General features: G+C 71.7%; 24 protein-coding genes and 2 pseudogenes. 9 read left to right on the top strand and 17 right to left on the bottom strand.

Annotated features, from left to right (window positions below):
* Positions 1-13: 13 nt before the first annotated feature.
* The 6 genes and pseudogenes from NE234_RS03710 to NE234_RS03690 form a co-directional block, all read right to left on the bottom strand.
* A complete protein-coding gene (locus NE234_RS03710) occupies positions 14-1,324 on the bottom strand; it encodes a hemolysin family protein (protein WP_252777303.1) in 1,311 nt (436 codons plus the stop codon).
* Positions 1,321-1,803, bottom strand: a complete 483-nt coding sequence (ybeY, locus tag NE234_RS03705; protein ID WP_252777295.1) for an rRNA maturation RNase YbeY — start codon at positions 1,801-1,803, stop codon at positions 1,321-1,323. The genes NE234_RS03710 and ybeY overlap by 4 nt, the downstream gene beginning before the upstream one ends.
* Positions 1,804-1,899: 96 nt before the next feature.
* Positions 1,900-2,352, bottom strand: a complete 453-nt coding sequence (locus NE234_RS03700) for a PhoH family protein (protein WP_406566935.1) — start codon at positions 2,350-2,352, stop codon at positions 1,900-1,902.
* 156 nt (positions 2,353-2,508) lie between these two features.
* Positions 2,509-3,060: pseudogene (locus NE234_RS45155) on the bottom strand (LAGLIDADG family homing endonuclease); the annotation flags it as partial.
* Positions 3,061-3,321: 261 nt separating this feature from the next.
* Positions 3,322-4,029: pseudogene (locus tag NE234_RS45150) on the bottom strand (PhoH family protein); the annotation flags it as partial.
* 116 nt (positions 4,030-4,145) lie between these two features.
* Entirely contained in the window at positions 4,146-4,496 is a 351-nt protein-coding gene (locus tag NE234_RS03690; protein WP_252777266.1) for a histidine triad nucleotide-binding protein, read from the bottom strand.
* Between the two features lie 312 nt (positions 4,497-4,808).
* On the opposite strand from NE234_RS03690, the gene NE234_RS03685 reads away from it, so the two are divergent.
* Together NE234_RS03685 and NE234_RS03680 are read left to right on the top strand one after the other, a co-directional pair.
* Positions 4,809-5,348 (top strand): SigE family RNA polymerase sigma factor, encoded by a 540-nt coding sequence (locus tag NE234_RS03685; protein WP_252777264.1) that lies wholly within the window; start codon positions 4,809-4,811, stop codon positions 5,346-5,348.
* On the top strand, positions 5,348-5,995 hold the full coding sequence (locus NE234_RS03680; RefSeq protein ID WP_252777256.1) for a hypothetical protein: 648 nt from the start codon (positions 5,348-5,350) through the stop codon (positions 5,993-5,995). The genes NE234_RS03685 and NE234_RS03680 overlap by 1 nt, the downstream gene beginning before the upstream one ends.
* Positions 5,996-6,206: 211 nt before the next feature.
* On the opposite strand, the gene NE234_RS03675 is transcribed toward NE234_RS03680, so the two are convergent.
* The 3 genes from NE234_RS03675 to hrcA all read right to left on the bottom strand — a co-directional run bounded on the left by NE234_RS03675 (position 6,207) and on the right by hrcA (position 9,228).
* Positions 6,207-6,938: a 16S rRNA (uracil(1498)-N(3))-methyltransferase gene (locus NE234_RS03675; RefSeq protein ID WP_252777243.1), complete on the bottom strand. Its 732-nt coding sequence runs from the start codon at positions 6,936-6,938 to the stop codon at positions 6,207-6,209.
* 145 nt (positions 6,939-7,083) lie between these two features.
* Positions 7,084-8,214, bottom strand: coding sequence for a molecular chaperone DnaJ (gene dnaJ, locus NE234_RS03670; protein ID WP_252777242.1), 1,131 nt, complete (start codon positions 8,212-8,214; stop codon positions 7,084-7,086).
* The gene (gene hrcA / locus NE234_RS03665) at positions 8,215-9,228 is read right to left on the bottom strand and encodes a heat-inducible transcriptional repressor HrcA (protein WP_252777240.1); all 1,014 of its coding nucleotides are present in this window, start codon (positions 9,226-9,228) and stop codon (positions 8,215-8,217) included.
* Between the two features lie 135 nt (positions 9,229-9,363).
* On the opposite strand from hrcA, the gene NE234_RS03660 reads away from it, so the two are divergent.
* From NE234_RS03660 to NE234_RS45000, 4 genes are all read left to right on the top strand, one after another.
* A complete protein-coding gene (locus NE234_RS03660; RefSeq protein WP_252777234.1) occupies positions 9,364-10,182 on the top strand; it encodes an MBL fold metallo-hydrolase in 819 nt (272 codons plus the stop codon).
* A 33-nt stretch (positions 10,183-10,215) separates the two neighbouring features.
* Complete coding sequence (locus NE234_RS03655; RefSeq protein ID WP_252777232.1) at positions 10,216-11,037, top strand: DUF3097 domain-containing protein; 822 nt, start codon at positions 10,216-10,218, stop codon at positions 11,035-11,037.
* A gap of 93 nt (positions 11,038-11,130) precedes the next feature.
* Positions 11,131-11,769, top strand: a complete 639-nt coding sequence (locus NE234_RS03650; protein WP_252777230.1) for a DUF4870 domain-containing protein — start codon at positions 11,131-11,133, stop codon at positions 11,767-11,769.
* A gap of 134 nt (positions 11,770-11,903) precedes the next feature.
* Positions 11,904-12,566 carry a DUF4870 domain-containing protein gene (locus tag NE234_RS45000; protein WP_305886656.1) on the top strand — a complete coding sequence of 221 codons (663 nt, stop codon included), beginning with the start codon at positions 11,904-11,906 and terminating at the stop codon, positions 12,564-12,566.
* A gap of 9 nt (positions 12,567-12,575) precedes the next feature.
* Here the strand turns inward: NE234_RS45000 and hemW are convergent, their stop codons facing one another.
* From hemW to NE234_RS03630, 3 genes are all read right to left on the bottom strand, one after another.
* The gene (gene hemW, locus NE234_RS03640; protein ID WP_252777229.1) at positions 12,576-13,784 is read right to left on the bottom strand and encodes a radical SAM family heme chaperone HemW; all 1,209 of its coding nucleotides are present in this window, start codon (positions 13,782-13,784) and stop codon (positions 12,576-12,578) included.
* 132 nt (positions 13,785-13,916) lie between these two features.
* The gene (locus tag NE234_RS03635; protein WP_252777227.1) at positions 13,917-14,378 is read right to left on the bottom strand and encodes an ATP-binding protein; all 462 of its coding nucleotides are present in this window, start codon (positions 14,376-14,378) and stop codon (positions 13,917-13,919) included.
* A 223-nt stretch (positions 14,379-14,601) separates the two neighbouring features.
* Positions 14,602-15,159, bottom strand: coding sequence for a CGNR zinc finger domain-containing protein (locus NE234_RS03630; RefSeq protein WP_252777218.1), 558 nt, complete (start codon positions 15,157-15,159; stop codon positions 14,602-14,604).
* A gap of 89 nt (positions 15,160-15,248) precedes the next feature.
* Here NE234_RS03630 and NE234_RS03625 point away from each other — a divergent pair, with 89 nt between their 5' ends.
* Entirely contained in the window at positions 15,249-16,067 is an 819-nt protein-coding gene (locus NE234_RS03625; protein ID WP_252777216.1) for an MBL fold metallo-hydrolase, read from the top strand.
* 4 nt (positions 16,068-16,071) lie between these two features.
* On the opposite strand, the gene NE234_RS03620 is transcribed toward NE234_RS03625, so the two are convergent.
* Together NE234_RS03620 and lepA are read right to left on the bottom strand one after the other, a co-directional pair.
* Positions 16,072-16,926 (bottom strand): LLM class F420-dependent oxidoreductase, encoded by an 855-nt coding sequence (locus tag NE234_RS03620; protein WP_252777214.1) that lies wholly within the window; start codon positions 16,924-16,926, stop codon positions 16,072-16,074.
* Positions 16,927-16,992: 66 nt separating this feature from the next.
* Positions 16,993-18,816, bottom strand: coding sequence for a translation elongation factor 4 (gene lepA, locus NE234_RS03615; RefSeq protein WP_252777212.1), 1,824 nt, complete (start codon positions 18,814-18,816; stop codon positions 16,993-16,995).
* 342 nt (positions 18,817-19,158) lie between these two features.
* Between lepA and rpsT the strand changes: the two genes are divergently transcribed.
* Both rpsT and NE234_RS03605 read left to right on the top strand, forming a co-directional pair.
* On the top strand, positions 19,159-19,428 hold the full coding sequence (gene rpsT / locus NE234_RS03610; RefSeq protein ID WP_252777202.1) for a 30S ribosomal protein S20: 270 nt from the start codon (positions 19,159-19,161) through the stop codon (positions 19,426-19,428).
* Between the two features lie 286 nt (positions 19,429-19,714).
* Positions 19,715-20,278, top strand: coding sequence for a DUF4241 domain-containing protein (locus NE234_RS03605; RefSeq protein WP_252777200.1), 564 nt, complete (start codon positions 19,715-19,717; stop codon positions 20,276-20,278).
* A gap of 10 nt (positions 20,279-20,288) precedes the next feature.
* Here NE234_RS03605 and NE234_RS03600 read toward each other — a convergent pair whose 3' ends face one another.
* The 3 genes from NE234_RS03600 to NE234_RS03590 all read right to left on the bottom strand — a co-directional run bounded on the left by NE234_RS03600 (position 20,289) and on the right by NE234_RS03590 (position 22,695).
* A complete protein-coding gene (locus NE234_RS03600; protein WP_252777191.1) occupies positions 20,289-20,792 on the bottom strand; it encodes a hypothetical protein in 504 nt (167 codons plus the stop codon).
* A gap of 76 nt (positions 20,793-20,868) precedes the next feature.
* Positions 20,869-21,861 (bottom strand): DNA polymerase III subunit delta, encoded by a 993-nt coding sequence (gene holA / locus NE234_RS03595; protein ID WP_252777418.1) that lies wholly within the window; start codon positions 21,859-21,861, stop codon positions 20,869-20,871.
* Positions 21,862-22,224: 363 nt separating this feature from the next.
* Positions 22,225-22,695 (bottom strand): nitroreductase family deazaflavin-dependent oxidoreductase, encoded by a 471-nt coding sequence (locus NE234_RS03590; RefSeq protein ID WP_252777177.1) that lies wholly within the window; start codon positions 22,693-22,695, stop codon positions 22,225-22,227.
* Between the last annotated feature and the right edge of the window lie 106 nt (positions 22,696-22,801).

Raw genomic sequence — 22,801 nt, 5'->3', positions numbered from 1 at the left:
GGGCGGACCGTGATCAGGCGTCGGCGTTCTCCCGCTCCTCCTCGGCCGCGGGTTCCTCGGCCGGGATTCGTTCGACCAGGACCGTGCCGATGCGGTTCCGGCGGCCCGCCAGGCTCTCGGCGGTCAGCCGCAGCCCCGCCACCGTCGCCTGCGACCCGGCGATCGGCACCCGGCCCAGCGCGTGCGCCAGCAGCCCGCCGACCGTCTCGACCTCGTCCACCTCGATCTCCACGCCGAACAGCTCCGCGAGGTCCTCCACCGGAAGCCGCGCGGTCACCCGCGCGGAGTCGTCCGGCAGCTCCTCGACCCGGGGCAGCTCCTGGTCGTACTCGTCGGTTATCTCCCCGACGATCTCCTCGAGGATGTCCTCGATCGTGACCAGCCCGGCCGTCCCGCCGTACTCGTCGATGACGATCGCGCAGTGGATCTGCCGGGCCTGCATCTCGCGCAGCAGCTCGTCGATCGGCTTGCTGTCCGGGACGTACGTCGCCGGCCGCATGATCGACTCGACCTTCTCCACCGACTCGCCCTCGCGGAACTCGTGGCTGCGGCGGACGATGTCCTTCAGGTAGGCGATGCCGACCACGTCGTCCTCGTTCTCCCCCACCACCGGGATCCGGGAGAACCCGCTGCGCAGCGCCAGCGACAGCGCCTGCCGCAGCGTCTTGTCGCGCTCGATGAAGACGATGTCGGTCCGCGGCACCATCACCTCGCGCACCAGCGTGTCACCCAGCTCGAACACCGAGTGGATCATCTGCCGCTCGTCCGGCTCGATGAGCTGCCGCTGCTCGGCGAGGTCGACGAGGTCCCGCAGCTCGGCCTCTGACGCGAACGGCCCCTCGCGGAAGCCCCGGCCCGGCGTGAGGGCGTTGCCCAGCAGGATCAGCAGCCGTGGCAGCGGCCCCAGCACGCGCGCCAGCGGATGGATCAGCGCCGCGCCGATCAGCGCGATCCGGTCGACGTGCTGACGGCCGAGCGTCCGCGGCGTGACGCCGATCGCGATGTAGCTGATCACGATCATCACGGCCGCGGCGGTGAGGTACGCGCGCCAGTTCGCCCCGAGCCAGGTGATGCACAGGTCCGCGACGAGGACCGTCGCGCCCAGCTCACAGCTGACCCGCAGCAGGAGCAGCAGGTTGAGGTAGCGCGGCGGGTCGGCGACGACCTCGGCGAGCTGCCGGCTCCCCCGCCGCTCCTCGCGTCCCAGCTCTTCGACCCGGATCCGGGAGATCCGGGCGAGCGCCGTCTCGGCGCCCGCGAACAGACCGGCCACCGCCACCAGCACGGCGGCACCGACGATCAACCAACCCTGAACAGCGGTCATGAGGAGGGCCGGGCACGCGCCGCCCGCCATGAGGCGAGCAGCTCGGCCTGCAGGCCGAACATCTCCTTGTGCTCTTCGGGCTCGGCGTGGTCATAGCCGAGCAGGTGCAGGATGCCGTGGGTGCACAGCAGGTGCAGCTCGTCCTCGGCGCTGTGACCGGCCTTCTTGGCCTGCCGCACCGCGACGGACGGGCACAGCACGACGTCGCCCAGCAGCGCCGGGTCCGGCGGCGCGTCCTCGGTGCCCCCGGACACGTGGCCCGGCCGCAGCTCGTCCATCGGGAAGGACAACACGTCGGTCGGGCCCGGCTCGCCCATCCACTTCTCGTGCAGCTCGCTCATCGCGTCCTCGTCGACGAGGACGATCGACAGCTCGGCCAGCGGATGGACGCGCAGCTTCTCCAGCACGTGCGCCGCCAGGGCCGACAGCGCGGTCTCGTCGACCTCCGCGCCGGACTCGTTCAGAACCTCGATGCTCATTGGCCGCTCGCCCTTCTCGCTCGCTCCGCGAAGGGACTCGTCCCTCGCCCCTTCACTCCGCTCGCTGCGGCGGGCTCACTCCTGCTCATTACAGGTCTAACGCCCCCGTGGCTTGCGCGGGCCACGGCCGGACGCGCCCTGCTTGATGTGGTCGGACTGCGCGTCGTACCGGCTGTACGCGTCGACGATCGCGCTCACGAGCTTGTGCCGCACGACGTCCTTGCTGGTCAGCGTGCAGAAGCTGATGTCGTCGAGCCCGTCGAGGATGTCCTGGACGACCCGGAGGCCGCTCAGCTGCCCGGACGGCAGGTCCACCTGGGTGACGTCACCGGTGATGACGACCTTCGACCCGAACCCGAGCCGGGTCAGGAACATCTTCATCTGCTCCGGCGAGGTGTTCTGCGCCTCGTCGAGGATGATGAAGGAGTCATTAAGGGTGTTGTGCGTCAGCAGGTGGTCCTGAGTGACGTACAACGAGTCCTCGGCCGCCACCTGGATGCATACGCATTCCTCGCGGCCCGCCGGCTCGATCTCGTCGATGAAGCGCATCGGCCGTCCGCCGCCCCCGGCCGCGTGGTACTTCTCGGCCTTGCGGGCGAGGCGGAAGGGCTCGATGCCCTCGGGGAGGCGGATGTCGACGACGTGTGCGTCACTCCGGTAACCGACGTCACGGCCGTTCGCCCGGCCGGGCCTGCGGCCCTCGGCCAGGCGCCGCCGCGTGTAGGCCACCCCGCCCAGCGACTGGACGAGCGCGATGATGTCGTCGCGGAGCAGGATCGACGTCGTCGTGAACTGGATGCGGCAGGTACGGCCGGCCTGGGTGACGGGTCCGCCGTCGCTGTCCAGCAGCCCCTGCAGCAGGGCGAGCCTGACCTCGGCGCTGTTGTAGAGGTACGCCTCTGGAACGAACTTCGTCGCCGACTGGGTGCCGCAGAGCCCGAGTTCACGTGCTGCCGCGGTCACCGGGTTCGCGATGGTGATGACCTGACCGGGCCCGGCGACACGGTTCAGCACGTAGTCGACGCCGCCCTTGTGGCGGACCTCGACGCCGGGCAGAAGCTCCTCCAGCGCGACGGCGAGCTCAGGGTCGTTCGTGGCGAAGGACGGCGTCGTGGAACCGGTCAGGCAACCGTCGCCGAGCAGCAGACCCAGGGCGTACGGGTCCAGGGGGACCTCCCGCTCCGGGTACTGCACCGGGGCGGTGAGCAGCGGCAGCTCGTAGCGACGGGCGTGTGCCGCGCGCAGGTTGCCGATCATCTCCCGGGTCTCCAGGACCCGCCACGGCTTGCCTCGGCGCTTGTCGGACGCCGTACGGACCGTCCACAGGTGCTCCCCGCAGCACAGCGTCCAGGCACCGTCCTGGGCGGTGACACGGTAGATGTCCTTCTCGCCCTGCGGGTAGACGCCGAGGACCGGGGTCGGCTCGCCGTTCGATCCGACGACGAGGTCGCCCACCTTCAGGTCGCCGATGGGGCGCCAGCCATCAGGCGTCAAAACCGGCATAAAGGTCGGCTGCGCACGTCCCCGCATATATGCCAGCGGGGCGACCTCGATGGTGCCGGCGGCCATGAGGCGGGGGATCGAGTCGGGGTCGACCATGTCGTGCAGCGCGTCGTAGAGCGGCCGCAGGTACGGGTCGATCTTCTCGTACAGGGTGCCCGGCAGGAAGCCCAGCCGCTCGCCGGCCTCGACGGCCGGGCGGGTCAGGATGATGCGGTTGACCTGCTTGGCCTGCAGGGCCTTCACGGCCTTGGCCATGGCCAGGTACGTCTTGCCGGTGCCCGCCGGTCCGATGCCGAACACGATCGTGTGCTTGTCGATCGCGTCGACGTAGTGCTTCTGGTTGAGCGTCTTGGGGCGGATGGTGCGGCCCCGCGACGACAGGATGTCGAGGGTGAGGACCTCCGCCGGCCGCTCGGACGTCTCGGCGCGCAGCATGGCGATGCTGCGCTCGATCGCGTCGGGCGTGATGGGCGTGCCGCTCTTCAGCAGGTCGAGCAGCTCCTCGAACAGCTTGGCGGCGAGGTCGGTCTCCTCCGCCCGCCCGGTGATCGTGATCTCGTTGCCGCGGACGTGGACGTCGCTGTCGAAGGCTCGCTCCACGACCTCGAGGAGTTCGTCGCGGGAGCCGAGCAGGGCGACCATCGAGTGGTCGTCGGGGATCACGATCTTGATCTGCGTGGGCGCGCCGTCGGGCGCAGCCCCGGTATGAGTTGATTCGGCCATAGCGCGGCCTTGCGGCCTTTTCGCCCCTGCCTTCCGGTCACGTCGGGTCTTCGGCTGCGTATCAACCATGGTACCGGCCCGGACCACTCAATTTCCGGCCGCGCGGAGACGGCGGCTCATCCCGGCGGCCAGCCCAGCCCACGGCCACCGAGCACGTGCGCGTGCACGTGGAAGACGGTCTGCCCGGCCCCCGGGCCGGTGTTGAACACGACGCGGTACCCGGTCTCCTCGATGCCTTCGGCCGCCGCGACCTGACGGGCCTCGCGGACGATCTCCGCGAGGAGGTCGCCGTCCCGGGCGGCCAGCGCCGCCGCGGTCGGGTGGTGGTCACGCGGGATGACGAGCACGTGCGTCGGCGCCTGCGGATTGATGTCCCGGAACGCGATCGTCCGGTCCGTCTCACGAACGACGTCCGCGGGCACTTCCCCGGACACGATCTTGCAGAACAAACAGTCCTGTTCCGTCAATGCGGTCTCCTTCCCAGGGATCTGCGCATGTTATCGCGCCACGGGGCGTCACGGATGTCTGCGAATCGTTACGGCGACCGGCGTGTAAGTGTGGGCAAGACACTCCCTTGTCTGGTTATCGTTACCTTCACGCGAACCCCCAGCGCCGGATCCTTCGGCAAATCCGAGGCCGGGTGACGTTCGCACGAACCTGCTGGGTCAAGGCGTTCGTCCAAACAAGACGACAGCCGATGACGGCACTGACGGGCGGATAAGGCGAGACGAGGAATGCCCTTTCGTAAACCTGACGGCGAGGGCACGCGTCCTACTGATGTGACCGAGACCCTCGTGGCCAGAGCAACGACGGGCGCTGTGACCGTGGCCTGGGATGCTGACCAGGCGGTTACCGCGCTTTACAGCGCTCATTACCGTTCCCTGGTACGCCTCAGCGCCCTGCTGGTGCGTGACTCGGCGACGGCGGAGGAAGTGGTGCAGGACGCGTTCGTCGCCATGCACGGGGCCTGGCGGCGGCTGCGCGATCCGGAGAAGGCCCTGTCCTACCTCCGGCAGTCGGTGGTCAACCGGTCACGATCGGTACTGCGGCACCGTGCGGTCGTCGAGAAGTATGCTCCCAAGGGGCTGCCGGACGCGCCGAGCGCGGAGAACGGCGCGATCGTCGAGCTCGAGCGTTCGGCCGTGATCAAGGCCCTGAACGGGCTGCCGACCCGGCAGCGCGAGGCACTGGTGCTGCGCTACTACGGTGATCTGTCAGAGGCGGAGATCGCCCACACCATGGGGATCAGCCGGGGAGCCGTCAAGAGCCACACCGCGCGCGGGATGGCCGCGCTACGCAGCGTTCTGGAGCAGCTTTAATGACCGAACCCTTCGACGAGTACGGCGAGCGTCTGCGCCGTGTCTTGCACGCGGAAGCGGAAGCGGTCACGCCCTCTCCAGAGGGGCTTTCGCAGATCCGCGGCAAGATAGCCGAGAAGCAGGAGCGGCGCTTCGGCGCGTGGTTCACGATCCCGTGGCTGCGCCCCCTGGCGGCGGTGGCGGCCGCGATCGTGATCGCGGGAATCGCGGTGTCGGCGACACCGGCGCTCAAGACGTTCGTCCAGACGGGGCGCTTCAGCCCCGACAACGGGCAGAGCGGCGGCGGGCCCGTGAACGGCGGCCAGCAGGTGTACACCGCCTCTCCGCCGGTCAACCCGCCTCGTACGGCGGGCAGCGCGGCGCCGCACGCGTCGCCGTCCAGGACCGTCCCGTCCGGCACCCACGTCATCCCGGGTCGCAAGTGCCCGCCGGGTGAGAACCCGATCACGCCGCCGGCCGGTTCGACCGCCGACCAGACGGCGAGTCCGGCTCCTCGGCCCCAGGTGACCTGCGGTCCGGACACGGCGACCTCGGCGCCGCCGACCCAGCCGGAGTCTCCGCCACCCGCCACGACGCCGACGCAGGCGCCGACGAGCGAGGCGCCGACCAGCGGCGCGCAGCAGCCATCGGCCCAGTCGTCTCCGTGACCGCGAGGCCGGTTCCGTCCGCCGACGGACCGGCCTCCCGTCTCTGAGCCGACCCGGCTTCGTCACCCGTGGGCCCGGCCGTCCGCATCACCGCCGACCCGCTCCGTTCGCCGTGGGCCCGGTGGTGGACGTCACGACCGGGCCGATTCCGTTCGCCATCGGCCCGGTCGTCTTCGTGGGCGCCGGGCCGTTCGTCCGCGTGGGCTGAGGGCTACCAGCGGCCGGCGCGGCTGAGGAGCACGGCGGCCGCGGCCACTCCTGCGGTTGAGGTGCGCAGGACGGTGGGGCCGAGGAGCACCGTGCCGCCTCCGGCGGCCTCGAACGCGGCGACCTCCTCATCGGTGAGCCCGCCCTCCGGGCCCACGACGACGACGATGTCGCCGGTGTCCGGGACATCGACGCGGCTGAGGGGCCGCTCGGCCTCCTCGTGCAGGATGACGGCGAGCGCGGCGCCGCCGACCCGCTCGGCCGCCGTGGCGGTGTCGGCCGGCTCGGTGACCTCGGGCAGCCAGGCGCGCCGGCTCTGCTTGGCCGCCTCCCGCGCGGTGGCGCGCCAGCGCGCGAGCGCCTTGGCCCGGCGTTCGCCCCGCCACTGGGTGACGCAGCGGGCGGCCGTCCAGGGAACGATGACGTCGACGCCCACCTCGGTCATCGTCTCGACCGCCAGCTCGCCCCGGTCGCCCTTGGGCAGTGCCTGCACCACCACGATCCGGGGGTCCGGGCGGGGGACGTGCCGGCGTTCCCGTGCCTCCAGGTGGAGACTGTCGCGCTCGGCGGCGGTGACGACGCACTCGACGAGCCGGCCCTCCCCGTCGCTCAGGTCGACCCGCTCCCCTGGCCGCAGCCGGCGTACGGCCGCCGCGTGGCGTCCCTCGGGGCCGTCGAGGACGATCCGGTCGGACTCGAGGCGGGAGGGCTCGCTGAGGAAGAGGGGCGGGCTCATGGGACCGATCGTAGGCGTACGGCGGGGTCGAACGGGCCCGCGGGCCGGACCGGTGGACGCACGCGTGCACGAAGCCTCCCCCGCTCCGTCCGCGTGACGAAGGCCCCCGCTCTCCGTCCGGGGAGCGGGGGCCTCGGCGTGGGGCTCAGCGGCCGTTGAAGGCGTCGCGGAGGCGGGAGAAGAAGCCCTGCTGGCCCGGCGCGAACTTGCCGGGCGGTCGCTCCTCGCCGCGCAGGCTCGCCAGCTTGCGCAGCAGCTCCTCCTGCTCCTCGTCGAGCTTGGTCGGCGTCTCGATGTTCACGTGGATCATCAGGTCGCCGCGGCCGCTCTCGTTGAGATGCTTGACGCCCCGGCCGTACATCGGAATGACCTGGCCGGACTGCGTGCCGGGTCGGATGTCGATCTCCTCCGGGCCGTCCAGGGTCTCGACGATCAGCGAGGTGCCGAGCGCGGCCGCCGTCATCGGGACCTGGACGGTGCAGTGCAGGTCGTCGCCCTGCCGCTCGAAGATCGCGTGCGGACGCTCCACGATCTCGAGGAACAGGTCGCCGGCCGGGCCGCCGCCCGGGCCGACCTCGCCCTCGCCGGCGAGCTGGATGTGGGTGCCGTTCTCGACGCCGGCGGGGATGCGGACCTTGATCGTGCGGCGGGTGCGGACCCGCCCGTCGCCGGAGCACTCCGTGCACGGCGTGCGGATCATGGTGCCGTAGCCGCCGCACTGCGGGCAGGCGCGCGAGGTCATCACCTGGCCGAGGAACGACCGGGTGACCTGCTGGACCTCGCCGCGGCCATGGCACATGTCGCACGTCTCGGGGTGCGTGCCGGGGGCCGTGCCCGCACCCGAGCAGGTGTCGCAGACGACCGCCGTGTCCACCGTGAGCTCACGGGTGGTGCCGAACGCCGTCTCGGACAGGTCGAGCTCCACGCGGACGGTGCCGTTGCGGCCGCGCCGGGCCCGGCTGCGCGGCCCGCGCTGGGTCGCGGTGCCGAAGAACGCGTCCATGATGTCGCTGAAGGGGAACCCGGCGCCGAAGCCGCCGGCCCCCGCCCCGGCGCCACTGGCGAACGGGTCGGCGCCCAGGTCGTACATCTCGCGCTTCTTCGGGTCGGAGAGCACCTCGTACGCCTGGGTGATCTCCTTGAACTTCTCCTGGGTGGCCGGGTCCGGGTTCACGTCCGGATGCAGCTCCCGCGCGAGCCTGCGGTAGGCCTTCTTGATCTCGTCCGCGCTGGCGTCACGGCGCACCCCGAGGGTCGCGTAGTAGTCGTTCGCCACTTACGACCCCGCCAGAATCTGACCGACGTAACGTGCCACTGCGCGTACTGCTCCCATCGTCCCGGGGTAGTCCATCCGCGTCGGACCGAGCACGCCGAGCCGGGCCACGGCCTGGTCGCCGGCGCCGTAGCCGGTGGCGACCACCGAGGTCGTGCGCAGGCCCTCGTGCGGGTTCTCGGTGCCGATCCGCACGGTGAGGCTGGAGGGATCCCCCGCCTCGCCGAGCAGCCGCATCAGGACGACCTGTTCTTCCAGCGCCTCCAGCACGTCGCGGAGGCTCTGGGACAAGTCGGCGCGGGCGAGGTTCGCCGCGCCGCCGATGATTATCTTTTCTTCGTGCTTCTCCACGAGGCTTTCGAGGAGAACCGACAGCACCGTCGTCGCCAGCGCCCGCTCGTCCACGGACACCTGCTCGGGCAGGTCTGCCAGCGCGTCGGGGACGTCGGTGAGCCAGCACCCGTCCAGGCGCGCGTTGAGCAGGGCCCGCAGGTGCGCGATCGCCTCGTCGGAGACGGGATGATGCGTCTCGATCGCCCGCTGCTCGACCCGGCCGGTGTTGGTGATCACGACGAGCAGCAGCCGCTCGGAGGCGATCGGAACCAGCTCGACGTGCCGTACCGACGACCGCGTGAGCGAAGGGTACTGCACGACCGCGACCTGCCGGGTCAGCTGCGCGAGCAGCCGGACGGTGCGGCTGACGACGTCGTCCAGGTCATAGGTGTTGGCGAGGAACGTCTCGATCGCGCGCCGCTCCGCCACGGACAGCGGCTTGATCGTCGACAGCCGGTCGACGAACAGCCGGTATCCCTTGTCGGTCGGCACGCGCCCCGCGCTCGTGTGAGGCTGGGCGATGTACCCCTGCTCCTCCAGCACGGCCATGTCGTTGCGGATCGTGGCCGGCGAGACGCCGAGGTTGTGCCGATCGACCAGCGCCTTCGAACCCACCGGCTCATGGGTGGACACGTAATCTTCGACGATGGCCCGCAGCACCGCCAGCTTCCGGTCGTCGAGCACGCACTCACCTCCCGTGTCCACAGCCCTTCAATTTGGCACTCTTCTCCTCTGAGTGCCAAGTGTACGGCCCGGTGGCACGCAGAAGGAGACGCCGGTGGATCACGTTCTCGCCTCGAACATGGCAGAGTCACTCGTGTGACCTGGCACGAGATTGCCGAACGCTGTTTCCAGCGTCGTTATTCCGACTTCGACGTGACCGTGGGGGTCGTCGTCGGGTCCGCCGGCGCCGTCGTCGTGGACACCCGCGCGAGTGTCGCACAGGGCGTCCGCCTGCGCGACGACCTTCGCGCGCTCGGGGTGGACGACCCCGTCATCGTGAACACCCACGGTCACTTCGACCACTGCTTCGGCAACGCGGCGTTCACCTCCGGGGCCCGCTGGGGCCACGCGTCGCTGCCCCGCTACCTGGCCGAGACCGCGCGGCCCATGCTGGCGCGCGAGTTCCCCGGCTGGGCGGAGAAGGTCGAGACCGATCTCCTGCTCGCGCCGGACCGGCTCGTCACCGACCGCGCCGAGGTGGACCTCGGCGACCGCGTCGTCGAGCTGCGGCACTTCGGCCCGGGGCACACCGACGGCGACCTGGTCGTCTGGGCGCCCGACGCGCGGTGCGCCTTCACCGGTGACCTGGTCGAGCAGTCCGGCCCGCCGTCGTACGGGGCCGACTCGTTCCCGCTGGAGTGGCCGGCGACTCTGGCGGCGCTGCTGCGGACCGTCGACGGCGTTCTCGTGCCCGGCCACGGCGCGCCGGTGGACCGGGAGTTCGCGGCCCGGCAGCACGCGGAGATCGACCTGGTCGCCCGCCGGGTGCGCGAGACGCACGCGGAGGGGCTGGACGTCGAGGAGGCCCTGGCCGCGGGCGGCTGGCCGTACCCCGCCGAGACGCTGCGGGAGGCGGTCCGGCGCGGCCACGACCACCTGGGCCGGCGATCCGGCCCCGGGCGGCCGCCCGGCTGACCAGCCCGCCTCCGGACCGGTACGGTGCGACGCGTGCGGAGCAAAGACTATGGACGCGACGTCCTGTCCGGTGACTGGCGCCGTCCGCGTAAGGGACAGATCCCGGAGGTCGCCGCGGAGCCGGGCCTGGTCGCCGAGGACCCGGCGAGCGGGTTCTGCGGCGCGGTCGTCGCCTGCGAGAAGGACGCCGTGACCCTGGAGGACCGCTTCGGCAAGCGCCGGGTCTTCCCGCTGGCGAAGGCCGGGTTCCTCATCGACGGCAAGCCCGTGACGCTGGTCCGTCCCGTACGGGCGGCGGGTCCGGCCCGGTCGGCGTCGGGTTCGGTCGCCGTGCCGAACCTCCGGGCGCGGGTCGCCCGGGAGAGCCGGATCTACGTCGAGGGCCGCCACGACGCGGAGCTCGTCGAGAAGATCTGGGGGCACGACCTGCGGGTCGAGGGCGTCGTCGTGGAGTACCTGGAGGGCGTCGACCACCTCCCGGACATCGTCGCGGAGTTCGGCCCGGGGCCGGAACGCCGGCTGGGCGTGCTCGTCGACCACCTCGTGGCCGGGTCCAAGGAGAGCCGGATCGCCGACCAGGTCTCCTCCCCGTACGTCCTGGTCACCGGGCATCCCTTCATCGACATCTGGGAGGCCGTCAAGCCCGCGGCCCTCGGCATCCCCGCCTGGCCGCGGGTACCCCGCGGGATCTCCTGGAAGGAGGGCGTCATCGCCGCGCTCGGGTGGAGGGGCGAGCCGGGAGAGGTGTGGCAGGCGATCCTCGGCCGGGTCCGCACCTACACCGACCTCGAGCCCGCGCTGCTCGGGCGGGTGGAGGAGCTCATCGACTTCGTCACCGTCCCGCAGACGGACTGAGGTCCTCAGAACCATCCGGCGCCGCCGCGCGTCTCATAAACTGCGCGTTCGCATCGACACGTCTCGCGCTTCGCCGGAAGGGGCATCAGGGACATGACCTATGGTCGGCAGCCGGGCCACGGACGTCCGGGCTCCGGAGGGACGGGCCCGTACGCCGGTCCGGGAGCCCAGGCGTACGGCCCAGGGCACGGGGGCCACGGGCACGCGCCCTACCCGCAGCCGGGGTACCCGCAGCCGGGCTACGGCCAGGGAGGGTACGGCCAGGGCGGCCACCAGGGGGGATACCCCCAGCAGCAGCCGTACGGCGCGCCGCCCGGGCAGCACCCCGGACCGGCCGCCGGGTACGCCCCACCGGCGCCCGCGAAGCGGCGCCGGGAGCCGATGGTCCCCGGCGGGCCGGTGACCGACGAGGACGAACGCTGGGCCGTTCCCGCCTACGTCGGGATGTTCGTCGGCGGGTTCGTCGCCCCGGCCATCGTCTACCTGGCGAAGGGGCGCTCCTCGCGGTTCGCGCGGTTCCACGCGGTGCAGGCGCTCAACCTGTCGATCGCGATGATCGTGTGCAACCTCCTCGCGTTCGCGGCGATGTACTTCATGGGCATGCCGGGGCTGCTGATCGCGCTGGCGGTCGTGGCCATCGAGTACTTCTGCATCGTCAAGGCCGCGATCGGCGCCAACCGCTGCGAGTGGTACCGCCTCCCGCCGGTCGCCGCCTGGCCGATCTTCCGCTGAGGACCCCCGTGACCGAGCCGCGGGACTCCCCGCAGCCTGAGCCCCGGGACTCGCGACCGTCCTCCGAGCCGCAGGACCCGCGTCCGTCCGAGCGGCGCGACTCGCGACCTTCCTTCGAGCCGCCGGATCCGCTGATGAGCGGACCGGCCGGTCCGCCGCCCGGCGGCCCTCGGTTCGGGCCGCCGCAGCCCGGCCCTGGTTCCGGACCGCGGACCGGTCCCCACCCCGGCCCGTACGGTGGGCCGACCGGGGCGCAGACCGGCCCGTACGGTGGGCCCGCCGGATCGCCGCCGCCCGGCTTCCACGCCGGGCCGCCGCAGCCGGGCCCCTATCCCCACGCCTACGGCGGGCCGCCCGGACCACCGCCCTACGGACCGCCGCCGAACCCGTCCGGGTCGCCGCACGCCGGGCCGCCCGTCCCGTACGGATACGGGCCCCCGCGCCAGGGGTTCGCGGCGACCGACGAGAAGACGTGGGCGCTGCTCGCCTACCTCGGGCAGTTCGCGATCGGCCTCATCGCGCCGCTCATCGTCTACCTGGCGCACAAGGACCGGTCGCCGTACCTGCGCTTCCACGGCGCGCAGGCGCTGAACCTCGCGGTGACCAGCCTCGTGCTGACGATCGCGTGCGTCGTCGTCTCGCTGGCCACGCTCGGGATCGGCGCGCTCGTCGCCATTCCGGCGATGCTGGCGTACGGCGTCGCGCACGTGGTCTACCTCATCGTCGCCGCGCTCCGGGCGAACAAGGGCGAGCTGTACACCATCCCGAAGTGGCTCTGCTGGCCCATCGTCAGGTGACGGTCCCGCTCAGGGCGTCAGGTCGCGGACGACCGCGTCGGCCAGCAGCCGCCCGCGCAGGGTGAGCACCGCGCGGCCCGCGTCGTACGCCTCCGGGACGAGGAGTCCGTCGGTGACCGCGCGGCGGACGGCGGCGTCCTCGAGCAGGTCCAGCGGGCAGCCCTCGGCCAGCCGCAGTTCGAGCATGACGCGTTCGAAGCGGCGGTCGGCGTCCTCCAGGACCTCGCGGGCGTGCGCGGGCGTGGCGCCGTCCGCGAGGCGGGCGGCGTACGCGGCGGGGTGCTTGACGTTCCACCAGCGGGTGCCGCCGACGTGGCTGTGCGCGCCCGGGCCGACCCCCCACCAGTCGCCGCCGGTCCAGTACAGGAGATTGTGGCGGCACCGGGCGTCCTCGTCCGCCGCCCAGTTGGAGATCTCGTACCAGCGCAGGCCGCCCGCGCTCAGTGTCCGTTCCGTGGCGAGGTAGCGGTCCGCCATGGCGTCGTCGTCCGGCGCGGCGACCTGCCCGCGGCGGACCTGCGCGGCCAGCCGGGTGCCCTCCTCGACGATGAGCGCGTAGGCCGAGACGTGGTCGGGACCCGCCTCCAGGGCGGCCTCCAGGCTGGCCTGCCAGTCCGTGTCGCTCTCCCCCGGCGCGCCGTAGATGAGGTCGAGGTTGACGTGCTCGAAGCCGGCCTCCCGCGCCCACCGGACGCACTGCTGGGGCCTGCCGGGCGTGTGCGTACGGTCGAGGACGGCCAGCACGTGCTCGCGCGCGCTCTGCATCCCGAACGACATCCGCGTGAAGCCGGCCTCGCGGAGGCGTGCGAGGTAGCCGGGGTCGACCGTCTCGGGGTTGGCCTCGGTCGTCACCTCGGCGGTCGCCGCCAGGCCGAACTCCTTGTCGATCGCGTCGAGGATCCGCCCGAGGTCGTCGGCGGGCAGCAGGGTGGGCGTTCCCCCTCCTACGAACACCGTCTGGACGGGCAGGTCGACGTCGCCGAGCACGCGGCGGGCCAGCCGGATCTCCGCGATGGCCGTGTCGGCGTACGCCTCGCGGGACGCGCCGCGCAACTCGGTCGCGGTGTAGGTGTTGAAGTCGCAGTAGCCGCAGCGGGTCACGCAGAAGGGGACGTGGACGTAGAAGCCGAACGGGCGGTCGCCGAGGCCGTCGAGGGCACTGGCGGGCAACGCGCCGTCGTTCGGGACCGGATCTCCGTCGGGCAGGGTCGAGGGCACGTCTCAAGTCTGCCGTCAGCGCGGGAGTGCTTCGGCGGCGTGCGTCCCCGCCACGACGCGTGCCGCCCCCGTAGGGTGCGGCACGGCGGAGCCTCGTGCCGTCCCGGAGCCGCCGTACGGGCGCGGCGGTCGTCAGTACGAGAACTCGGCCCAGACCGTCGTCCGGTGGGCGCCCCGGGTCACGCCCCACCGGTCCGCGACCGTGTCGATGAGGACCAGGCCCCTGCCGTGCTCGGCGTCCGCCTCCGGCCGGCTCTGGAGCCGCGGCTCCGAGCCGGTGGCGCCGTCGTTGATCACCTCGGCGCGGACGGCGTTCTCGGCGGCGGCGAGCCTGATGGTGATCCGGCCGCCCGTGCCGCTCGGCGTGTGCTTCACCGCGTTGGTGGCGAGTTCGCTGACGCTGAGCCTGACCGCGTCGGCCGCCGGGTGCCGTCGGCCGAGCGTCTCGCCGACGAACCGGCGCCCGTCGGCCACCGAACGTTCCGTACCCGGAAGGGTGATCACTCCGATGATGGTCATCTCCGCCGGTCCGCCGCGGCCGGGCCCCCGCGGGTCGGCGTCGCTCGTCTCCGGCCCTGCCATGGCCGCGTCCACTGATCCTCCTTAGATCATCACGGACACGACCCATTCCCCTTAATCGGATGTCGCAACCCGGAGGGGCACAAGCCGGGGGTTCCGGACAGCCACTCCGGGCGGCCCGGAATGCATGACCACCACGGCCCGGCGTACGCCCGGCCCGCTCCCCCGTGAGTTCGCTCACGCGCCGACCGCACGCGGTCACCGCGCGGCCTCGAGGGGCGCGGCGGCCGCAGGCGGGTCAGGAACCGGCGGCCGATCGGCGGCGGGCGTAGTGACGCGCGGCTCGGACGCGGTCGCCGCACCGGTTCGAGCACCACTGGCGCGCGGCGTGGGTCCGGAGGAAGAAGCGGATGCACCCATGGGCACTGCAGGAGGCCAGCGACGCCGCCTCCTCCCCGCTGAGCAGATCGACGGCGTTCGCGGCCAGGTCGGCCAGCGCGCCCTGGACCTCATCGGGAACCGGCCGCCGTACACGTCTCGGCCCACCGCCGTCCCACACCAGCGCCGGGGCGGTGAGCGCGGCGTTCAACGCCGTCAGGTCCGCGGGCGGCGGCACGCGACGACTCTCCCGCGCGGTCAGCAGCGCGCGCAGGGACTCCCGGAACGCCCGCACCGCGGCCGCTTCCGTCTCGTCCACGCGGGCGTCGGCGGAGATCAGTCCCCGATCGGCGAGCCAGTCGCGGATCACGGTCGGGTCCGCCAGGAGGTCCTCGGACACGCCGGACCGCTGAACACGGGTGTTGACGAGCGCGAGCGCAGGGAAGCGCCGCTCACCGGGAATCCCACCATCACTCATACGTCTCATGGTATCCGTTCAAATTCTCCATGAGAGGCGCTAAGCTCCCATCTCACGGCAAAACGAAACTTCTGCCATGAGGAGGACTGATGACGGACTCGCGATCGCTCCAGGCCGGCACTCCGGCCGACCCGCGCCCCCGTCTCGCGGTCACGGCCGTGGGCGGCCCGACGGCCGTCCTGGAGATCGGCGGACTGCGCGTGGTCACCGATCCGACCTTCGACGCCCCCGGGGAGTACCGCAGTCCGTCGGGCGCGCTGCTCACCAAGACCGCGCCCGCGGCGATCAGCGCCTCGGCCGTCGGCGAGGTCGACCTCGTCCTGCTGTCGCACGACCAGCACCCGGACAACCTGGATCACTCCGGACGCGCGTTCCTGCGGACGGCGCCGCTCGTGTACACCACTCCGAGCGGCGCCGCCCGCCTGGGCGGGACCGCCACCGGCCTCGCGCCCTGGACGTCCACCACGGTGCGGCGGCCCGGCGCCGGCGACCTGACCGTGACCGCGGTTCCGGCGCGGCACGGCCCAGAGGGGTGCGAGCCGGTCACCGGAGAGGTCACCGGCTTCGTGCTGACGGCCCCGGACCTGCCGACCGTCTACGTGAGCGGCGACAACGCCTCACTGGACCTGGTCGAGCGGATCGCCGGGCGGTTCGCTCCGGTGGAGGTGGCGGTGCTGTTCGCCGGCGCCGCCCGCCCGGGAGTGCTCGACGGCGCGCTGCTCACCCTGGACAGCGAGCAGACCGCCACCGCCGCGCGGCTGCTGCGGGCGCGCCGGGTCGTGCCCGTCCACTTCAACAGCTGGGGACACTTCACCGAGAACGCCGAGGCACTGACCGGCGCGTTCGACCGCGCCGGCCTGACCGACCGGCTCGTCCTGCTCCGTCCCGGCGAGTCCGCCCGAATCTGACGGGTCAGCGCAGGTCGAGTCCTGCGGCGAGTTCCCGCCACTCCGCCCGCGGCAGCCCGTTCCGGTCGCCGGTGAGGACCTGGAGGGTGGCGTGGTCCGCGCCCGCGTCCCGGTGCGCGGCGACGCGCCGCCGTACCGCCTCGACGTCGCCCCACGCGACGACCGCGTCGACGAGCCGGTCACTGCCGCCGTCGGCGACGTCGTCCTCGGTGAAGCCGAGCCGCAGCAGGTTGTTGGTGTAGTTGGGCAGCTGCATGTAGAAGCCCAGGTGGGCGCGGGCCGTGGCGCGTGCCCGCCCGGGGTCGGTGTCGAGCACCACCTTGACCTCCGGGGCGAGGAGGCGATCCGGGCCGAGGATCTGCCGCGCCCGCTCCGTGTGCTCCGGGGTCACGAGGTACGGGTGGGCGCCCGCCGTACGGTCGCGGGCCAGCTCCAGCATGCGCGGGCCGAGCGCCGCCAGGACCCGCTCCGAGGGCGGCGCGCCGGCGGCGTCGAGGCCGTCGAGGTACCGCGCCATGGCCGAGTACGGCTTGGCGTAGTCCTTGACCGCCGTGGCATGGCTCGCGCCCAGCCCGAGCAGGAACCGGCCCGGGTGCGCGGAGGACACGGCCTTCTGCCGGTCCGCGACGTCGGCCGCGTCGTGCTCCCAGATGTTGAGGATCCCGGTCGCCACGACGATCCGGGAGGTCGCCTCCAGCAGTGGCACCGCATGCCGCACATCGGGGCTGCCGCCCAGCCAGATCGCGCCGTACCCGAGCTCCTCCAGCTCGGCCGCCGCCTCGCGGATCTCGTTCGCGGCGCTCGGATCGTCGTTCCGGAGTCCGATGCTCCAGACTCCCACCCGGCCGACGTCCACCATCATTGCCTCCAAAGGTCTCGGCTGACTCAGGTCAGCCTGCCCCAGGATGGACGATCCGAGACGCGGTCACTTCTTCTTGTCCGCGGCCGCGCCGGTCGTCGACAGGGCCGCGACGAAGGCCTCCTGCGGGACGTCGACCCGGCCGATCGTCTTCATCCGCTTCTTGCCCTCCTTCTGCTTCTCCAGCAGCTTGCGCTTACGGGAGATGTCACCGCCGTAGCACTTGGCCAGGACGTCCTTGCGGATGGCCCGGATGTTCTCGCGGGCGATGACACGCGAGCCGATCGCCGCCTGGATCGGCACCTCGAACTGCTGGCGCGGGATGAGCTCCTTCAGCTTGGCCGTCATCATCAGGCCGTACTCGCGGGCCTTGTCCTTGTGCACGATCTGGCTGAAGGCGTCCACCGACTCGCCCTGCAGCAGGATGTCGACCTTGACCAGGTCCGACTCCTGCTCGCCGCTCGGCTCGTAGTCGAGCGAGGCGTACCCGCGCGTCCGCGACTTCAGCTGGTCGAAGAAGTCGAAGATGATCTCGGCGAGCGGCAGGGTGTAGCGGATCTCGACGCGGTCCTCGGACAGGTAGTCCATGCCGAGCAGCACGCCGCGCCGCCCCTGGCACAGCTCCATGATCGCGCCGATGTGGTCGCTCGGCGACAGGATCGTCGCCTTGACGATCGGCTCGTACACCTCGCCGATCTTGCCCTCGGGGAACTCGCTCGGATTGGTGACCCGGTGCTCGTCGCCGTTCTCCATGACCACGCGGTAGACGACGTTCGGCGCGGTGGAGATGAGCGACAGGTCGAACTCCCGCTCCAGCCGCTCTCGCACGATCTCCATGTGCAGCAGGCCGAGGAAGCCGCAGCGGAACCCGAAGCCCAGCGCGAGCGACGTCTCCGGCTCGTAGATCAGCGCGGCGTCGTTGAGGCGCAGCTTGTCGAGGGCGTCGCGCAGCTCGGGGTAGTCGTCGCCGTCCACCGGGTACAGGCCGGAGAACACCATCGGCTTCGGGTCCTGGTAGCCGCCGAGCGGCTCGACCGCCGGCTGGGACGCGATCGTCACGGTGTCGCCGACGCGGGCCTGGCGGACGTCCTTCACGCCGGTGATCAGGTAGCCGACCTCCCCGACGCCCAGGCCGGTGACCGGCTTGGGCTCCGGCGAGATCACGCCCACCTCGAGGGTGTCGTGCGCCGCCTTCGTGGACATCATCAGGCTCTTCTCGCGCCGCGACAGGTGCCCGTCGACCACCCGGACGTACGTGACGACACCGCGGTAGGTGTCGTACACCGAGTCGAAGATCATCGCGCGGGCCGGGGCGTCCGGGTCGCCCACAGGTGCCGGAACGGTCTCGACGATGTTGTCGAGCAGCGCGGCGACGCCCTCACCGGTCTTGCCGGACACCCGCAGCACCTCGGAGGCGTCGCAGCCGATGATGCCGGCCAGCTCCTCGGCGTACTTGTCCGGCTGCGCGGCGGGCAGGTCGATCTTGTTGAGGACCGGGATGATGTGCAGGTCCGCCTCGAGCGCGAGGTAGAGGTTGGCCAGCGTCTGCGCCTCGATGCCCTGCGCGGCGTCGACGAGCAGCACGGCCCCCTCGCACGCCGCCAGCGACCGCGACACCTCGTAGGAGAAGTCGACGTGCCCGGGGGTGTCGATCAGGTTGAGGACGTGGTCCTTCCACGGCAGGCGCACGGCCTGGCTCTTGATGGTGATGCCGCGCTCGCGCTCGATGTCCATCCGGTCGAGATACTGGGCGCGCATCTGACGCTCCTCGACCACGCCGGTGAGCTGCAGCATGCGGTCGGCGAGGGTCGACTTGCCGTGGTCGATATGCGCGATGATGCAGAAGTTGCGGATCACCGCGGGATCGGTCTGGTTCGGTACGGGCGGCACCGGGTTCCTCAAAGAGTGACGGATCTAGCGTCTTCCATCGTCCCATGCCTCGTGCCATGCTCTCGCCGTACGGTGCGGCGCTCACCCTCAGGCGCGGCCCTCGCACTCGGGTGCGGCGCTCACCCGCGGGTGAGACGCGCGACCTTGCCGTACGGTGCGACGCTCGCCCTCACCGCAGGCGCGGCCGTCGCCCTCGCCGTACGGTGCGGGGCTCGGCGCCGGCGGTCGACGGGCCGTCGGGTTGGGGCTGTCCGAGAAAGCTTGGTAGTCTGTTCCACTGCGTGTGGGCGCGACAGGTCCCGCGCCCCCAAATCCATCGACTTAAGACCTGAGGCTTTCTTCGTGGCGAACATCAAGTCCCAGATCAAGCGGAACAAGCAGAACGAGAAGGCTCGTCTGCGCAACAAGGCGGTCAAGTCCGAGCTCAAGACCGCCATTCGCAAGTTCCGTGAGGCCGCCGAGTCCGGCGACGCCGAGGCCACCCTCGTCCAGCTGCGTCACGCTTCGCGCAAGCTCGACAAGGCCGTGAGCAAGGGCGTCATTCACAAGAACCAGGCGGCCAACCGCAAGTCGGCGATCGCCAAGCGCGCCGCCGCCCTGCAGGCCAAGTAAGGCCGACCGACGCGTCAGCGACGCCGTGCCCGCTCGCCGGGCGCGGCGTCGTCGTGCTTGCCTTATCTGGACCGGCGGCGCTCGGCCGTGTCCGCCGCACCGTGAAGCGGCCCTGCCCGGTCGGCGCGCCCGGTCCGGCGTGACCTTGTTGCAGTCCTCACCCAGCGCAGGGAGCCACCCCACCGTGTTACGACCCCGTGACTACGACCGGTTGTTCGTGTCCGGCGCGACCTTCCATGACGGCGATTGCGGTTGGCACTGCACGGTCCAACTCGATCATGGCCGGTTGTCCCTGCCCAGTGGCCGCGTCGCGGCATCCGAGCCGGGATTCCCCACCGAGGCGTTCACCCAGACGGTGCCTCCGGGCCGGTACCCGATCGTGCTCGCCGTCGTCGAGTACCGGCGATCCGCCGACGGTGACGTGGTCGACGAACGCGTGGCCGCCGCACGGCTGGTGATCCGCGACGAGCCGGTCGACGCCTGGGAACTCGCCTTGTGGCCGGGCCAGGATGTCGCCGCCCTCGGTCCGCGCGAATACTTCGGCTACCCGGTCGACGGTGGCCAGGGATCGTTCGCCGACGCCGACGGCGTCCAGACCCTCCACGAGGAGGCGGACGGCGAGTGGTGGGAGGATTTCCGGATGGACGTATCGGACCGCCCGACCTCTCCGACCGCGGACGGGCCGGACGGCGAGCCGATCCTGGTCGGCTTCACCACCGGCGAAGGTGACGGCGTGTACCCGACCTGGATCGGCCGTACGCGCGACGGCGACGTGGCGTGTTTCGTCACCGACTTCTTCCTCCTGCCCGAGGACTGGCCGCTCGGCGACGGGCCCGCCCCGGCGCGGTGACCCACGGGGATCAGCCGATCGGGTCGATCATCGCCTCCGCGTCCGCCCAGGTCGCGGCGTGCCGTACCCAGCCGGGCGGTTCGGTCTTCTGAGGGCCGAAGAGGAAGAGATGCGGCACGAGGTCGCGGAGCGCGGCGTGCACGTCCAGCCGATCGTCGATCATGTGCGTGATGCCGAGTTCGGCGCAGTGCCCGGCCTTGTCCGCGCGCCGACGGCAGAAGCGGACGTTCCCGGGTGGGATGCCGGTGCGCCGGTAGAAGTCGTGATGACCGAGCCACTCCAGTGTCCGCTGCTGGACGCCCGGACCGCACTTCGAGATCACCCATGCCCGTCCGCCGAAGCGGGCGACGAGCCGGGGCAGCACCTCGAAGGTCCCCGGTGTGGCCGGCGTGCGCATCGCCTGTTCCAGCCCGCCGCCGAGGAAGGTGGTGTCCTCCTCCCCCGCCTCCGTCGCGCCCCCCTGGATCACCCGACCGAAGTCGACGCCGAGGCGCGGTTCCTTGATCTTGTCCATGGAGCAAGCGTGGGACATCGGCGAATGGGATCAAACCGATTTATCCCACTCCTGGAGAACAGGCCGGCGGTGGGTGTCAGCGGCCGGAACGCGCGGCGACGATCTGAGCGATCGCCTTCTCCAGCGCGTACGCCGGATCGGCACCGCCGCCCTTGACCTGGGCGTCGGTCTCGGCCACGACCTGTAGCGCCCGCGCGACCCCCGCCGGCTCCCAGCCGCGCAGCTGCGCGCGTACCCGATCGATCTTCCAGGGCGGCATTCCGAGCTCCTTGGCCAGCCCGGCGCCGCGCAGACCGCGTGGCGCGCCACCGACCTTGGCGAGCGACCGTACGCCCTGAGCCAGCGCACTCGTGATGAGGACCGGCGCGACGCCCGTCGCCAGCGCCCAGCGGAGCTGTTCCAACGCCTCGGCGAGCTTGCCCTCGACCGCCCGGTCGGCGACGGTGAACCCGCTGACCTCCGCGCGTCCGCGGTGGTACCGCGCGACCGCCTCGTCGGAGATCTTCCCGCCGGTGTCGGCGACGAGCTGACTGCACGCGCTGGCCAGCTCCCGCAGATCGGTGCCGACCGCGTCGAGGAGGGTACGCGCCGCGTCCTCCCCGATGCTCCCGCCCGCCCGGCGAATCTCCGCGCGCACGAAGGCGACACGCTCACCCGGCTTTGTGATCTTCTGGCAGGTGACCTTGCGGGCGCCCGCCTTGGTCAGCGCGTCGAGCAGCGCCTTGCCCTTGGCGCCACCGGCGTGTACGACGACGAAGTCGATGTCGTCGGCGGGGTTCGCGGCGTACCGGCCGATCTCGGCGGCCAGGTCCTTGCCGAAGTCCTGGGCCGAACGCAGGACGACCACGCGCCCGCCGCCGAACAGCGACGGCGAGGTCAGCTCCGCCAGTGCGCCCGGCGCAAGAGAGGCGGGGGTCAGCTCATGGACCTCGACATCGTCCTCACGGGCGCGGGCCGCCGCGACGACGTCGCCGACCGCCCGGTCGACGAGCAGCTCTTCGTCGCCGACGACGAGGGTGAGACGTTCGGAAGACACGCATGCAGCATGCCACGCCCCGAGACCCGGCATCGCCCACCCGCCGCCGTCACCCCGAAGGATCATCGACCGGCGGTCTCGATCCGGCCGCTCCCGGCTCCTGCGTGCCCCCGCGCGAGGCCGCCCGGTCAAGGCCGACGCGGAGGAGACCTACGCGGGCAAAGGTGACGCGGACGCGGTCAGCGCCGGCACCAGCGGCCCGGGACGCGATCAACATCGGCGCAAGCGACCCGGGACGCGGTCAGCGTGAGCGCCAGCGGCGAACGCGCAGTCAGGCCGGGCAGAGACGACCGGGGCCCAGTCGGCGCCGGTACCGGCACAAGCGAATCGACGCAGTCAACGCGGGCAGAGGCACCCCGGGGCCCGGTCGGCGCCGGCGCAGGCGAATGGACGGGGTCAGCGCGGGCGGAAGGCGACGGCGCGCATATCACCTATGTCGTCATTCTTGGGGTCTCTTGGCAGACCCATCAACCGCGCGAGGGTCAGCCAGGCCAGCGGATGGGCCTCCTTGCACGCGACGAGCACGGCGCGGCGCTCCTCATCCGGCAGGAAGCGATGCTCCGGTTCCAGCAACCGGAGATGGCCGATCCGGACCTCCAGTGCCCGCCCCGCCCGGAGGTTCTTCACCCAGTCGGCGCGGTTCCCCCAGCCCGAGAACACGATGACCTCGCCGGCCTGCTGGTCGAGCTTCACCACCTCCAGGACGGTCTCCCGGCGCAGGCCGCTGAGCCGCCCCTGATGGGCCAGGTAGAGGAAACGTTTGCCGAGCAGGAAGCCGAGGTCCCGGTGATAGATCCAAAGGGGAGCGCGGACCACACGGCGCAGGAACCCGTGCGGTCGGGGGGCACTGGAGATTCCTCGGGGCATTGTCCAATGATGCCGGTGAACAGCGGAGCCCCGCACACCGGACGGCCTCGCCGACGAGGGCGGATCCGCCCTCGTGTGATCCGGCCCGCACCGGGAATCCCCGCTT

It is taken from the genome of Actinoallomurus rhizosphaericola, assembly GCF_024055675.1.
Classification (GTDB): Bacteria; Actinomycetota; Actinomycetes; order Streptosporangiales; family Streptosporangiaceae; genus Actinoallomurus; species Actinoallomurus soli.
This window is presented reverse-complemented; position numbering and strand designations above follow the sequence as displayed.

Excerpts from the sequence above, each read along its gene's own strand:
- NE234_RS03710 (WP_252777303.1), bottom strand. The coding sequence starts at position 1,324 with ATGACCGCTGTTCAGGGTTGGTTGATCGTCGGTGCCGCCGTGCTGGTG.
- ybeY (WP_252777295.1), bottom strand. The coding sequence starts at position 1,803 with ATGAGCATCGAGGTTCTGAACGAGTCCGGCGCGGAGGTCGACGAGACC.
- NE234_RS03700 (WP_406566935.1), bottom strand. The coding sequence starts at position 2,352 with ATGCGCTTCATCGACGAGATCGAGCCGGCGGGCCGCGAGGAATGCGTA.
- NE234_RS03680 (WP_252777256.1), top strand. The coding sequence starts at position 5,348 with ATGACCGAACCCTTCGACGAGTACGGCGAGCGTCTGCGCCGTGTCTTG.
- NE234_RS03675 (WP_252777243.1), bottom strand. The coding sequence starts at position 6,938 with ATGAGCCCGCCCCTCTTCCTCAGCGAGCCCTCCCGCCTCGAGTCCGAC.
- NE234_RS03650 (WP_252777230.1), top strand. The coding sequence starts at position 11,131 with ATGACCTATGGTCGGCAGCCGGGCCACGGACGTCCGGGCTCCGGAGGG.
- NE234_RS45000 (WP_305886656.1), top strand. The coding sequence starts at position 11,904 with ATGAGCGGACCGGCCGGTCCGCCGCCCGGCGGCCCTCGGTTCGGGCCG.
- NE234_RS03630 (WP_252777218.1), bottom strand. The coding sequence starts at position 15,159 with ATGAGTGATGGTGGGATTCCCGGTGAGCGGCGCTTCCCTGCGCTCGCG.
- NE234_RS03625 (WP_252777216.1), top strand. The coding sequence starts at position 15,249 with ATGACGGACTCGCGATCGCTCCAGGCCGGCACTCCGGCCGACCCGCGC.
- NE234_RS03620 (WP_252777214.1), bottom strand. The coding sequence starts at position 16,926 with ATGGTGGACGTCGGCCGGGTGGGAGTCTGGAGCATCGGACTCCGGAAC.
- NE234_RS03600 (WP_252777191.1), bottom strand. The coding sequence starts at position 20,792 with ATGGACAAGATCAAGGAACCGCGCCTCGGCGTCGACTTCGGTCGGGTG.
- holA (WP_252777418.1), bottom strand. The coding sequence starts at position 21,861 with ATGCCGGGTCTCGGGGCGTGGCATGCTGCATGCGTGTCTTCCGAACGT.
- NE234_RS03590 (WP_252777177.1), bottom strand. The coding sequence starts at position 22,695 with ATGCCCCGAGGAATCTCCAGTGCCCCCCGACCGCACGGGTTCCTGCGC.